This window comes from Halomonas sp. CKK8, from assembly GCF_029625235.1.
Classification (GTDB): Bacteria; Pseudomonadota; Gammaproteobacteria; order Pseudomonadales; family Halomonadaceae; genus Halomonas; species Halomonas ventosae.
Window position 1 is genome coordinate 3643142 of record NZ_CP121193.1, and the last position, 12759, is coordinate 3655900.

Annotated in this window: 11 protein-coding genes; 7 read left to right on the top strand and 4 right to left on the bottom strand. The window is 67.4% G+C overall.

Translation table 11 applies throughout. The features are described 5' to 3' along the window. Positions 1–141 precede the first annotated feature (141 nt). The 3 genes from glnG to P8934_RS17240 form a co-directional block, all read right to left on the bottom strand. On the bottom strand, positions 142–1554 hold the full coding sequence (gene glnG, locus P8934_RS17230; protein ID WP_278032077.1) for a nitrogen regulation protein NR(I): 1413 nt from the start codon (positions 1552–1554) through the stop codon (positions 142–144). Further along, positions 1547–2593, bottom strand: coding sequence for a nitrogen regulation protein NR(II) (gene glnL / locus P8934_RS17235; RefSeq protein ID WP_278032078.1), 1047 nt, complete (start codon positions 2591–2593; stop codon positions 1547–1549). Before glnL ends, glnG begins: the two co-directional genes overlap by 8 nt. Before the next feature lie 454 nt (positions 2594–3047). Then, positions 3048–3644 (bottom strand): DUF4124 domain-containing protein, encoded by a 597-nt coding sequence (locus P8934_RS17240; protein ID WP_278032079.1) that lies wholly within the window; start codon positions 3642–3644, stop codon positions 3048–3050. A 215-nt stretch (positions 3645–3859) separates the two neighbouring features. Between P8934_RS17240 and P8934_RS17245 the strand changes: the two genes are divergently transcribed. Beyond that, positions 3860–4573 carry a divalent cation transporter gene (locus P8934_RS17245; RefSeq protein WP_278032080.1) on the top strand — a complete coding sequence of 238 codons (714 nt, stop codon included), beginning with the start codon at positions 3860–3862 and terminating at the stop codon, positions 4571–4573. A gap of 70 nt (positions 4574–4643) precedes the next feature. Here P8934_RS17245 and glnA read toward each other — a convergent pair whose 3' ends face one another. Then, a complete protein-coding gene (gene glnA, locus P8934_RS17250) occupies positions 4644–6050 on the bottom strand; it encodes a glutamate--ammonia ligase (RefSeq protein ID WP_278032081.1) in 1407 nt (468 codons plus the stop codon). A gap of 562 nt (positions 6051–6612) precedes the next feature. On the opposite strand from glnA, the gene P8934_RS17255 reads away from it, so the two are divergent. The 6 genes from P8934_RS17255 (at position 6613) to P8934_RS17280 (ending at position 12731) form a co-directional block, all read left to right on the top strand. Beyond that, positions 6613–7152: a glycosyltransferase gene (locus P8934_RS17255; protein ID WP_278032082.1), complete on the top strand. Its 540-nt coding sequence runs from the start codon at positions 6613–6615 to the stop codon at positions 7150–7152. A 142-nt stretch (positions 7153–7294) separates the two neighbouring features. Beyond that, the gene (gene typA, locus P8934_RS17260; protein WP_278032083.1) at positions 7295–9121 is read left to right on the top strand and encodes a translational GTPase TypA; all 1827 of its coding nucleotides are present in this window, start codon (positions 7295–7297) and stop codon (positions 9119–9121) included. Positions 9122–9252: 131 nt separating this feature from the next. Then, positions 9253–9570, top strand: coding sequence for a hypothetical protein (locus tag P8934_RS17265; RefSeq protein WP_278032084.1), 318 nt, complete (start codon positions 9253–9255; stop codon positions 9568–9570). Positions 9571–9700: 130 nt separating this feature from the next. After that, positions 9701–11146 carry a sodium-dependent transporter gene (locus P8934_RS17270; protein ID WP_278032085.1) on the top strand — a complete coding sequence of 482 codons (1446 nt, stop codon included), beginning with the start codon at positions 9701–9703 and terminating at the stop codon, positions 11144–11146. 24 nt (positions 11147–11170) lie between these two features. Next, positions 11171–11938: an ABC transporter ATP-binding protein gene (locus P8934_RS17275; RefSeq protein WP_278032086.1), complete on the top strand. Its 768-nt coding sequence runs from the start codon at positions 11171–11173 to the stop codon at positions 11936–11938. 88 nt (positions 11939–12026) lie between these two features. Then, positions 12027–12731 (top strand): ABC transporter ATP-binding protein, encoded by a 705-nt coding sequence (locus P8934_RS17280; protein WP_278032087.1) that lies wholly within the window; start codon positions 12027–12029, stop codon positions 12729–12731. Positions 12732–12759 lie beyond the last annotated feature (28 nt).

The window sequence follows — 12759 nt, forward strand, 5'->3', positions numbered from 1 at the left end:
CGGCAGCAGGGTCTTCAGCTTACCTGCCCTTCAAGAGAGCGGGTATTGCGCCCCATCTCCTCACTCTCCATCTGCCAGTGCCGGCAGCAGGGTCTTCAGCTTACCTGCCCTTCAAGAGAGCGGGTATTGCGCCCCATCTCCTCACTCTCCATCTGCCAGTGCCGGCAGCAGGGTCTTCAGCTTACGCGTCAGGGTATTGCGCCCCCAGCCCAGCAGCTCGGCGGCTTCGCCCTTGCGCCCTCCGGTATGCTTGAGCGCCGTCTCGATCAGGATGCGCTCGAAGTCCGGTACGGCCTCCTCGAGCAGGTGGGTGTGGCCCGCGGCCAGCGCCCGGTCGGCCCAGTCGCGGAAGGCGGTGCGCCAGTCACCCGCATTGCCCTGGGTGGCCCCGGGCTCGCGCAGCTCCTGCGGCAGGTCCTCGATGAGCACCTCGCGGCCGGAGGCCATCACCGTCAGCCAGCGACAGGTGTTCTCCAGCTGGCGGACGTTGCCCGGCCAGGGCAGCCGGGTGAGGTGCGCCTCGGCCTCGGGGGTCAGCACCTTGACGTCGGTGGCGAGCTCCTTGGCCGCCTCGGCCAGGAAGTGGCGCGCCAGCCGCGGGATGTCCTCGCGACGCTCGGACAGCCGGGGCAGGTGCACGCGGATCACATTGAGGCGGTGGAAGAGGTCCTCGCGGAAGCGCCCGTCCTCCACCAGGGTCTCCAGGTTCTGGTGGGTGGCGGCGATGATCCGCACATCCACCTTCACCGAGGTGTGGCCCCCCACGCGGTAGAACTCGCCGTCGGCCAGCACCCGCAGCAGGCGGGTCTGGGTCTCGGCGGGCATGTCGCCGATCTCGTCGAGGAACAGGGTGCCGCCGTCGGCCTGCTCGAAGCGCCCCTGGCGCTGGGCAGTCGCACCGGTGAAGGCGCCCTTCTCGTGGCCGAACAGCTCCGACTCGATCAGATCCTTGGGGATCGCCGCCATGTTGAGGGCGATGAACGGCTTGCCGGCCCGCGGGCTGTGCTGGTGCAGTGCCCGGGCCACCCGCTCCTTGCCGGTCCCCGACTCGCCGTTGATCAGCACCGTGATGTGCGAGTGCGACAGCCGACCGATGGCGCGGAACACCTCCTGCATGGCCGGGGCCTCGCCGATGATCTCGGCATCCAGCCCCTCGGGCACGCTGACCGGACGACGCCGCTCGCGAGCATGGGCCACGGCGCGACGCACCAGGGCCAGGGCCTCGTCGACGTCGAAGGGCTTGGGCAGGTACTCGAAGGCGCCACCCTGGTAGGAGGCCACGGCACTGTCGAGGTCGGAATGGGCCGTCATCACGATCACCGGCAGCTCCGGATGGACCTCGCGCACCTTGGCCATCAGGTCCAGGCCGTCGATCCCCGGCATGCGGATATCGGTGACCAGCACGTCCGGCGGCGCCTCGAGCAGGCGCTCCAGGGCACGGTCGGCCCGGTCGAGGGTCTCGACCTCGAGGTCGGGCTGGGCCAGGGCACGCTCCAGCACCCAGCGAATGGCGCGATCGTCGTCGACGACCACCACGCGTGCGACATCAGTCATGGCGCTTCTCCAGCGGTATCAGCAGTCGGAATTGGGTATGGCCGGGCTCGGAGTCGCACTCGATCAGTCCCTGGTGCTGGTGCAGGATCGACTGGGCGATGGAGAGCCCCAGGCCGCTGCCCTCGGCGCGGCCGGAGACCATCGGGTAGAAGAGGGTCTCGCGCAGCGAGGCGGGAATGCCCGGGCCGTTGTCGATGATCGCCACCTCGCAGACCAGCCGGTGGCGCTCGGCGCCCAGGGTGAACTGGCGGCGGGCGCGGGTGCGCAGCGTCAGCCGCGGCGAGGCGACACCGGCCTCGGTCATCGCCTCCACGGCATTGCGCGCCACGTTGAGCACGGCCTGGATCAGCTGGGACTCGTCGCCGGAGAGGTCCGGCAGGCTGGGGTCGTAGTCGCGCTCGATCCACACCCCCGGCTGCTCGACGATGAGCAGCGAGCGGACCCGCTCCAGCACCTTGTGGATATTGAGCGGCTCGTGGCGAATCATCCGGTTGGGGCCCAGCATGGAGTCGACCAGGTCGCGCAGCCGGTCGACCTCCTCGATGATGATCCGGGTGAACTCCTTCAGCCCGGGGTCGTCGAGGTCTCGCTCCAGCAGCTGGGCCGCGCCGCGGATGCCGCCAAGGGGATTCTTGACCTCGTGGGCCAGCCCCCGGGCGAGGACCTTGATGGTCTCCTGGCGGGTCTGCAGCGCCTCCTCCCGGGAGATGCGCAGCAGCCGGTCGCGGGGCTCCACCTCCAGCAGCAGCTCGTCGGCGGAGAGCGGCGAGACGGTGTAGTCGACGGTCAGCACCTCGCCGGTGACCAGGGTCAGGCGCGCCTCGCGCTGGGTGAAGGGGTGGAACTCGTCGCGGGCCTTGGCCAGCAGCTCGCCGATCTCCGATCCGCCGTCCACCAGGGAGGGCAGGGGCAACCCCTTGAGGCGACTCAGGCTGATCGCCAGCAGCGCCTCGGCGGCCGGATTCATCCAGCGCAGCCGCAGCTCGCCATCGAGCAGCAGCACCGCCGTGGTGAGGTGTTCCATCAAGCGTTGGTACATGGTGAAGTCCTGACCGATCCGATGGTGGCCTCACTTGCGAGGCACTTTCCGGAAGTGTTGCAAGAAGCGCGCCACCCCATGGGGCACGGCATGGCGCCGAATCAGAGCAGGGGCGCACCATCATTGTGCACCACTTTAGTGCAGGGAGGCGCCGAGCGCCCAATGTCGTGCCGCGGGAGAGCGTCGCGCAGGAGGGTCAGCGCCCCTCCGGGGGCGGGAAGGCACGAGGTGGATGGCGATGGGGCGGGGTTGCCGGCCACTCCCGTTCGTCGTCGGGGTGGCGTGAGGTATCGTCGTCGCGCAATCGCTCCAGGTGTTCGAAGGCGCTGCCCTCGCTCACCCGGTCGGCATGGCCGAAGGCATCGAGGCGACCCTCGTCGCGGGGCGGGGGCTCGCGACAGGGCCTGAGGGTGCCGTCCGGACACAGCGGCCGATGTGGCCGGCGATGGGAAAGCTAATTGTTGGCCGGATTGTTGGGGTTCTGGGGCAGGTTCACGCTGGCCCGCTGCACATAGAGGGTCACCGGCGACGTGCGGTGGCGCACCGCACCGCTGGCATCCAGCAGCTCGGCCTGCAGCACGTGCTCGCCGCGATTCAGGTTATTGAGCATGAAGGTATCGGTGTGCATGGCCGTCTGGCTGACCTGGCCGTCCACCAGCAGACGCACCCGATGGTCCTCGCGCAGGTCCGGCTGGATGCCCAGGGTCACCTGGACGTTGCCGGCGGCCCCGGTGGGCAGCGTTTCCTCCTGGCGGGGCGAGAGGATGCCGAAGCTGTCGTAGGGCATGAAGGGCTGCCCCGGCCCGGCGGCTGTCCCGCCGCCACTGCCGCTGCCACCCCCGTCGACCACGGCCGGCGCACCCGCCGCGCGGGTCTCGTCGCGACCGGGCACCACGGTCAGCGGCTTGAGGTCGACCTTCTCGCCGCCGCGCTCCGGATTGTCGGTGAACACCACGTTGCCCTGGGCGTCGGTGGTGCGATAGATGGTCTCTGCCTGGGCCGCGAGGCTGACCGAGAGCCCCAGCGCCAGGATCACGAATGCCTTGTTCATGCCTACCCCCTGCGTCGTCGCCGCCGCCCGACGGCAACGGCCATGAGAGATTGCATCATCCCTTTCTTGGATAGTGTATGAAAGAAAGAGGTTCCGCCATGGCGGAACCCCTTCTTCGCTCAACGCGGGTGATGGCAGCCGACTGGTCGGACCGCGATCGCGGTGTAGGATGGGAATGCAGGGTGGGAAGCTGGCGAGTCTCGAGGAGAAGACGCATGGATGCATGGCAGATGGTGGTGGCCCTGACCCTGATGGCGGGCATGGCCATGCCCCTGGGGGGCTGGATCGCCCTGGAGGAGCGCATCGCCCCGCGCTGGCTGGAGACGGAGCTGCGCCACGGCATCATCGCCTTCGGCGGTGGCGCCCTGCTGTCAGCGGTGGCCCTGGTGCTGGTGCCCAACGGCGTCGACGAGCTGACCGTCGGCCCCGCCTTAGCCTGGTTCCTCGCCGGCGGCCTGGCCTTCATGGGCCTGGACATCCTGCTCAACATCAGAGGTGCCTCGGCCAGTCAGCTGGCGGCCATGCTCTCCGACTTTCTGCCCGAGGCCCTGGCCCTGGGCGCGGCCTTCGCCTATGGCGGCAGCGGCGGCGTGCTGCTCGCCCTGCTGATGACCCTGCAGAACCTGCCCGAGGGCTTCAACGCCTACCGGGAACTTCGCGACAGCACCCATTACTCGTCCCGGCGCCTGCTCGGCCTCTTCTTCACCATGGCCTGGCTGGGGCCCCTGGCCGGGCTCAGCGGCTTCCTGTGGCTGAGTCCTTTCCCCGCCACCGTGGGCGCCATCATGCTGTTTGCCGCCGGCGGCATCCTCTATTCGGTGTTCCAGGACCTGGCCCCCCAGGCCAGGCTAGAGCGCCATTGGGGCCCGCCGCTCGGCGCGGTACTGGGCTTCGGACTGGGAGTCGCCGGCCATATGCTGCTGCCTTAAGAGAAAAAAAGAGGCACGCCCCCGGGGCGTGCCTCTGCGTGCCGGATGCGGCGCCTGGGCGCCGCCACCATCAGCAGCTGTAGTACATGTCGAACTCGATCGGGTGCGTGGTCATGCGGATGCGCTCCACGTCCTCGCTGAGCAGCTCGATGTAGGCATCGATCATCTCGTCGGTGAACACCCCGCCCTCGGTGAGGAAGGCGCGATCGGCATCCAGTGCCTCCAGGGCCTGGTCGAGGCTGTGGGCCACGGTCGGCACGGCCTTGCCCTCTTCCGGCGGCAGGTCGTAGAGGTTCTTGTCCATGGGGTCGCCGGGGTGGATCTTGTTCTTGATGCCGTCGATGCCGGCCATCAGCATCGCCGCGAAGGCCAGGTAGGGGTTGGCGGTCGGGTCCGGGAAGCGGGTCTCGACGCGCTTGCCCTTGGGGCTCGCGGTGTAGGGGATGCGCAGCGAAGCGGAGCGGTTGCGGGCGCTGTAGGCCAGCATCACCGGCGCCTCGAAGCCCGGCACCAGGCGCTTGTAGGAGTTGGTGGAAGCATTGGTGAAGGCGTTCAGGGCACGGGCGTGCTTGATGATGCCGCCGATGTAGTAGAGCGCCATCTCGGAGAGGCCAGCGTACTCGTCACCGGCGAACTGGTTGACGCCATCCTTCCAGAAGGACTGGTGGACGTGCATGCCGCTGCCGTTGTCGCCGACCAGCGGCTTGGGCATGAAGGTGGCGGTCTTGCCGTAGGCGTGAGCCACGTTGTGGATCACGTACTTCATCTCCTGGACCTCGTCGGCCTTCTTCACGAGGGTGTTGAACTTCACACCGATCTCGTTCTGGCCGGCGTTGGCCACCTCGTGGTGGTGCACCTCGACGGACTGGCCGATGGCCTCCAGGGTGTTGCACATGGCGCCGCGGATGTCGTGGAAGCTGTCCACCGGCGGGACCGGGAAGTAGCCGCCCTTGACCCGCGGACGGTGGGCCAGGTTGCCGCCCTCGACGGGACGGTCGGTCGCCCAGGCGCCCTCCTCGGAGGTGATCTTGTACATGGAGCCCTCGATGTCGGACTTCCAGTGCACCTCGTCGAAGATGAAGAACTCGGGCTCCGGGCCGAAGAAGGCGGTGTCGCCCAGGCCGGAGGACTGCAGGTAGGCCTCGGCGCGCTTGGCGATGGAGCGCGGGTCACGCTCGTAGCCCTGCATGGTGGCCGGCTCGATGATGTCGCAGCGCAGCACCAGGGTGGCGTCCTCGGTGAAGGGGTCGAGGAAGGCGGTGCCATCCTCCGGTCGCAGGATCATGTCCGACTCGTTGATGCCCTTCCAGCCAGAGATGGAGGAACCGTCGAACATCTGGCCGTTCTCGAAAAATTCCTCATCGACGTCACGGGCCGGGATGGTGACGTGCTGCTCCTTGCCGCGGGTATCGGTGAAGCGCAGATCGACCCACTTCACGTCATGTTCTTCAATCAGGGCGAGAGTCTTGGCAGACATGATGTCCTCCACTGTGAGCTAGGCTCGAAAGGTTGGGCTGAGGTAATGCAATGGCGCTGGCGATCCCAGCACGTGTTGTAGCATGCCGCGGCAGCGCTGCCCACGACCGCCATGCACGAACATGGCACTGCCCAGAACAATGCAGGCAGCGTGCCAACCTTGCACCGTTTCCTTCCACTCACCTCGTATCCCATTGATTCAACGTGCCTTTCAAGACTGCCTTCCGAACCCTCTCCTGCACCAGCCACCCCATGGTGCCCGCGGAAGCGGGAAGCCAGCCAGCTGTTCGCACCATATAGGTGCACCAAGACCCCCTAACGCACCATTCTGGAGCGCTTCGCCGACCCCTTGCCCGCTGATGGCGCACCTCATGCCCGAGGCGGCCGGCAAGTCATGGCTCGCGCGCAGAAATATCAGTCCGCCGCCTCATTGATACGCTTCACAACCAAAAACTACACTCACTTACATGCATGGCGGCGCCGGCCGGCGATGGCGCGGGTTCCGGACATGGCGCCATGCCATCCCAACCCGCGCACGACCTACCACTGGAGCCGGCACGAGCATGATCGTCTGCAGCATCCTCCTCGATGCCCGCTCCGCGGGTGCCGGTCTCCCCCGCCGCCTGGCAGCCCTTCGCCCGCTGCACCAGCGGCGCGACCTGCGCCTGGAAGTGGTGCTCGCCGACGATACCGAGGACTCGCGCCTGCTGCGCCTGGTGAGCGGGCATGACGTGCGCATCGTGACCACCGAGGGCACCCCGCTGGGGGATCGCCTCAACACGGCCGTGGCCCACTGCCAGGGACAGGCGCTGCTGTTCCCGGCCCGGGGTCGCGCCATCCCCGCCGGCTGGCTGACGAAGGCGCTGGAGGACATCGAGAAGCACAGCCGGGATGCGGTGGTGCTGACCACCACGAGCACCAGCCGGCTGGCGCAGCTCTGGCTACGCCTGCGCCACCGCACGCCCGCGGATACCCTCTGCGTGTCGCGGGCCTGGTTCGAGCGCATCGGCGGCTGCGACCCGGCACTCGACGCCGAGGCCCTGCCCGACCTGATCGAGCGCCTGCATGCCTGTCAGGCAAGGATCACTGCCGTGGTGGCCTGAGCCGCGGCCGAACTGGCGACCCCGCGGAGTCTCCCAAGCCACTGATATACCGTGCTACCGCAAGATTCCCCGCGACAACGCTGGTAGCCGTCATCGCCCTGCCCCTATAATGCGCCCCCAATTTTGTCAGCAGGATCCCGTCGTGATCGATAACCTTCGCAACATCGCCATCATCGCTCACGTCGACCACGGCAAGACCACCCTGGTCGACAAACTGCTCAGCCAGTCCGGCACGCTCGACCGCAAGGCCGAGGGGCAGGAGCGCATCATGGACTCCAATGACCAGGAGAAGGAGCGCGGCATCACCATCCTGGCCAAGAATACGGCGATCCGCTGGCAGGCCCCCGACGGCCAGTACTACCACATCAACATCGTCGACACGCCGGGACACGCCGACTTCGGTGGCGAGGTCGAGCGCGTCATGTCCATGGTCGACTCCGTGCTGCTGCTGGTCGATGCGGTCGACGGCCCCATGCCGCAGACCCGCTTCGTCACCCAGAAGGCCTTCGACCAGGGCCTCAAGCCCATCGTGGTGGTCAACAAGATCGACCGCCCCGGCGCCCGCCCCGACTGGGTCATCGACCAGATCTTCGACCTGTTCGACAACCTCGGCGCCAGCGACGACCAGCTCGACTTCCCGATCATCTACTGTTCGGCGCTCAACGGCATCGCCGGGCCGGACCCCGATGAGCTGGCCGAGGACATGACCCCCATGTTCCAGTCCATCGTCGACATCGTCGAGCCGCCCAAGGTCGAGCTCGACGGCCCCTTCCAGATGCAGATCTCCGCGCTGGACTACAACAGCTATGTCGGCGTCATCGGCCTGGGCCGCATCAAGCGCGGCGCGGTGAAGCCCAACCAGCAGGTCACCGTCATCACCAAGGAAGGCAACACCCGCAAGGGCAAGATCGGCCAGGTGATGACCCACATGGGCCTGGAGCGCGTGCAGACCGACGAGGCCACCGCCGGCGACATCGTCTGCATCACCGGCATCGACAACCTGGCGATCTCCGACACCCTGTGCGACCCGGCCGCCGTCGAGGCGCTGCCTCCGCTCTCCGTGGACGAGCCCACCGTCTCGATGAGCTTCCAGGTCAACGACTCGCCCTTCGCCGGCAAGGACGGCAAGTTCGTCACCAGCCGCAACATCAAGGACCGGCTCGAGCAGGAGCTGATCCACAACGTGGCGCTGCGCGTCGAGCAGGGCGAGACCCCGGAGAAGTTCGTCGTCTCCGGTCGTGGCGAGCTGCACCTCTCGGTGCTGATCGAGACCATGCGCCGCGAGGGCTTCGAACTCGCCGTGGGACGTCCCGAGGTGATCATCCGCGAGATCGACGGGGAGAAGCAGGAGCCCTACGAGGAAGTGATCATCGACTGCGAGGAGCAGCACCAGGGCGCCATCATGGAGGAGCTCGGCTATCGCAAGGGCGAGCTGATCAACATGAACCCGGACGGCAAGGGCCGCGTGCGCCTGGACTTCATGATCCCCGCCCGCGGTCTGATTGGCTTCCGCGGCCAGTTCCTGACCCTGACCTCCGGCACCGGCATCCTCACCAGCCGCTTCGACCACTACGGCCCGCTCAAGCCCGATGCCTCCATCGAGCGTCGCAACGGCGTGCTGGTCTCCATGGTCTCCGGCAAGGCCCTGGCCTATGCCCTCTATGCCCTGCAGGAGCGCGGCAAGCTGATCATCGACCACGGCACCGAGGTCTACGAGGGCATGCTGATCGGCATCAACAACCGGGCCAACGACATGGTGGTCAACCCCACCAAGGGCAAGAAGCTCGACAACATGCGTGCCTCGGGCAACGACGAGAACATCGTGCTCACGCCGCCGGTGAGGTTCAGCCTTGAGCAGGCCATCGAGTTCCTCGATGACGACGAGCTGGTCGAGATCACCCCGCACCACATACGCCTGCGCAAGAAGCACCTCACCGAGAACGAGCGCAAGCGCGCCGGCAAGAAGTAAGGTCCGCTTCCCGTGCCGTTCCCAGAGCCCGCCCACCGGCGGGCTCTGTCGTTTCCGCCCGCGGCGTGCTGCCGTTCCCGGTCCCGGCGGCTATGCTGGAGGCTGGATTCCCCCAAAGAAGGAGCCCCGACATGCACAAGCACGTGGAATGGGATGACCCCGGCCGCGACAGCGTACTGGAACACTTCGCCAGCCATCCCGAGCAGCTCGTCGAGCCACGGCCCGGCGACATCCTCTCGGCCCGCTACCAGGGGGTCATCGTCCGGGTGAAGGTGGAGGCCTGGGTCGACGGCACCAGCATCGGCGAGGTGGCGGCGCTGATCGCCGCCGACAACGGCCGGCGCATGAAGTCCCACGGCAAGCTCGCCCTCGGCGACACGGTACGCCTGCCGGATGCCTGCCGCGCCCTGGAGCCAGAACCCAGCGCCCCGGAGGACGACGGGGAGTGATGGTGCGCGCCGATACCATCGCCGTCGCCAACGGCCCCTAAACGCAGGTCTACTAGCCAGGAAGGGGCCTTGTGCCGCAAAGTTGGGGGAGACAGGCCCACAAGGCCCACCAAGGCAATCCTGGATCCCCATGAGCACGCACAACGTCTGGACCCACAAGGGCACCTTCCTGCTGGCCGCCGTCGGCTCGGCCGTCGGGCTCGGCAACCTCTGGCGCTTCCCCTACCTCACCGGCGAGAACGGCGGCGGGGCCTTCATCCTGGTCTATGCCCTGACCATCTTCGCGGTGGGCATTCCCATCCTGATCGCCGAGATCATGCTGGGGCGCAACAGCCGTCGCAGCCCGATCATGGGCATGCGCTTCCTGACCCATACCCACAACACCTCGCGGGCCTGGGAGTCGATCGGCTGGCTGGGCGCGGTCTCGGCCTTCCTGATCCTGAGCTTCTACTCGGTGATCGCCGGCTGGGCGATCCACTACACCGGGCTGATGTTCACCGGCAGCATGGTCGACGTGAATGCCGCCAGCGTGGGAGAGAGCTTCGATGCCCTGCTCGCCTCGCCCGGGCTGCTGACGCTCTACCACACCCTGTTCATCGCCGCCTCGGCGCTGATCGTCGGCCTGGGCATCCACAAGGGCATCGAGTCCGGGCTGCGCGTGCTGATGCCCTCGCTGTTCGTGATCCTGCTGGTGGTGCTGGGCTACGGCGCCATCATCGGCGACTTCAGTGCGGCGGCCGGCTTCCTGTTCACCTTCAACCTCGCCGACCTCAGCCTGGAGGGGTGGCTGCAGGCCATGGGCCAGTCGTTCTTCACCCTGAGCCTGGGCATGGGCGCGATCATGGCCTACGGCGCCTACATGTCCGGCGAGGCCTCGCTGACCCGCACCGCCTTCTCCATCGCCGTGGTCGACACCGCGGTGGCCATGGTCGCCGGCCTGGCGATCTTCTCGCTGGTCTTCGGCGCCGGGCTCGACCCCGGCGAGGGGCCGGGGCTGATGTTCGTCACCCTGCCGCTGGCCTTCGCCGAGATGCCCGGCGGGGCACTGGTCGGCGGGGCCTTCTTCATCCTGGTGCTGGGGGCGGCGATCAGCTCCTCGATCTCGCTGATCGAGCCGGTGGCGGCCTTCCTGGTCGAGCGCTTCGACCTGACCCGGCCCCAGGCCGTGGCGGTCATGGTCATCGCCAGCTGGGCGCTGGGGCTGCTCACCGTGCTCAGCTTCAACCTCTGGGCCGAGGGCACCCTCTTCCACGCCCTCTTCGGGCGCAGCGCCTTCGAATTCATCGAGCTGCTGACCAACATCTTCATGCCGCTGGGGGGCCTTCTGATCGCGCTCTTCGCCGGCTGGGCGCTGACCCACAGCGAGGTGATGAAGGAGATGCGCACCAACGAGCGCTGGTTCCGCATCTGGCGCTTCCTGGTGCGCTTCGTGGCTCCTGCGGCGGTCGCCTTCGTCTTCCTGCGCAGCATCCCGCAGGTGGAGGGCTACCTGATCCCGGCCATCGGCGCCGTGGTGATCGTCGGCGCCTTCGCCGCCGGCCGCACCTTCCTGGCCGACGACAGCCAGGAGCTGTAAGAACAACAACCGACGGAACCCGACATGCCAGCCATCATCGACGTCCAGCACGTCCACAAGGCCTTCGGTGGCCTCAGGGTCATCAACGACTGCTCGATCCAGGTGGAGCAGGGCTCGATCACCGGCCTGATCGGCCCCAACGGCGCCGGCAAGTCGACGCTGTTCAACATCATCGCCGGCGCCCTGCCGCTGGACAGCGGCCGGATCCTGCTCGACGGCGAGGAGATCACCAACCGCCCCGCCAACGAGCTGTTCCACAAGGGGCTGTTGCGCACCTTCCAGATCGCCCACGAGTTCTCCCACATGACCGCCCTGGAGAACCTGATGATGGTGCCGCCGGCCCAGGCCGGCGAGAGCCTGTTCAACGCCTGGTTCAAGCCCTCCCTGGTGACGATGCAGGAGGCCGAGGTGCGTCGCCGCGCCCTGGAGGTGATCGACTTCATCGGCCTGCACCACGTGCGCAACGAGCTGGCCGGCAACCTCTCCGGCGGCCAGAAGAAGCTCCTGGAGCTCGGTCGCACCATGATGACCGACGCCCGGGTGGTGCTGCTCGACGAGATCGCCGCCGGGGTCAACCGCACCCTGCTCGGCGACCTGGTGACCAACATCGAGCGGCTCAACCGCGAGATGGGCTACACCTTCCTGGTCATCGAGCACGACATGGACATGATCGCCCGCCTCTGCGACCCGGTGATCGTGCTGGCCCAGGGCAGCGTGATGGTCGAGGGCTCGATCGAGGAGATCCAGAACGACCCCCAGGTCATCGAGGCCTACTTCGGCGCCGCGTCCTGACGGGAGAGCTACCGCCCGCGGGCAGGCACCCGGCCAGCGCATTCCAGCGCTTTCCAACAACGAGAACGAACGCAGAGAACGTCTGACAATGCCATTACTCGACGCACGCGACGTGCATGGTGGCTACGGCGGCATGAACATCCTCAACGGGGTGGACATGGCCATCGAGGCCGACGAGATCGGCGTGATCGTCGGCCCCAACGGCGCCGGCAAGTCCACCATGCTCAAGGCCATCTTCGGCCTGCTCCACGTCAACCAGGGCGAGATCCTGCTGCGTGGCGAGCCGATCCACAACCTGCCGCCCAACAAGCTGGTGCAGAAGGGCATGGGCTTCGTCCCCCAGGAAAAGAACGTCTTCCCGAGCCTCACGGTGAAGGAGAACCTGGAGATGGGGGCCTTCCTCAAGCCCGGCAACGTCAAGCGCATGCTCAAGCAGGTCTACGACTTCTTCCCGCCGCTCCATGACAAGCGCCACCAGCCCGCCGGCGAGCTCTCCGGCGGCCAGCGCCAGATGGTGGCCATGGGCCGGGCACTGATGGCCGAGCCCAGCCTGCTGCTCCTCGACGAGCCCACCGCCGGCCTCTCGCCGCTCTACATGAACGAGATCTTCGAGCAGGTGAAGCTGGTCAACTCGGCCGGCGTGGGCATCCTGATGGTCGAGCAGAACGCCAAGCAGGCCCTGGCCATCGCCGACCGGGGCTTCGTGCTGGCCGCCGGCCAGAACCGTTTCACCGATTCCGGCGCCGCCCTGCTGGCCGACCCGGAAGTCGCCAAGAGCTTCCTGGGCGGCTAGCCCAGAAGGCCAGAGAAGGTGGGAGAGT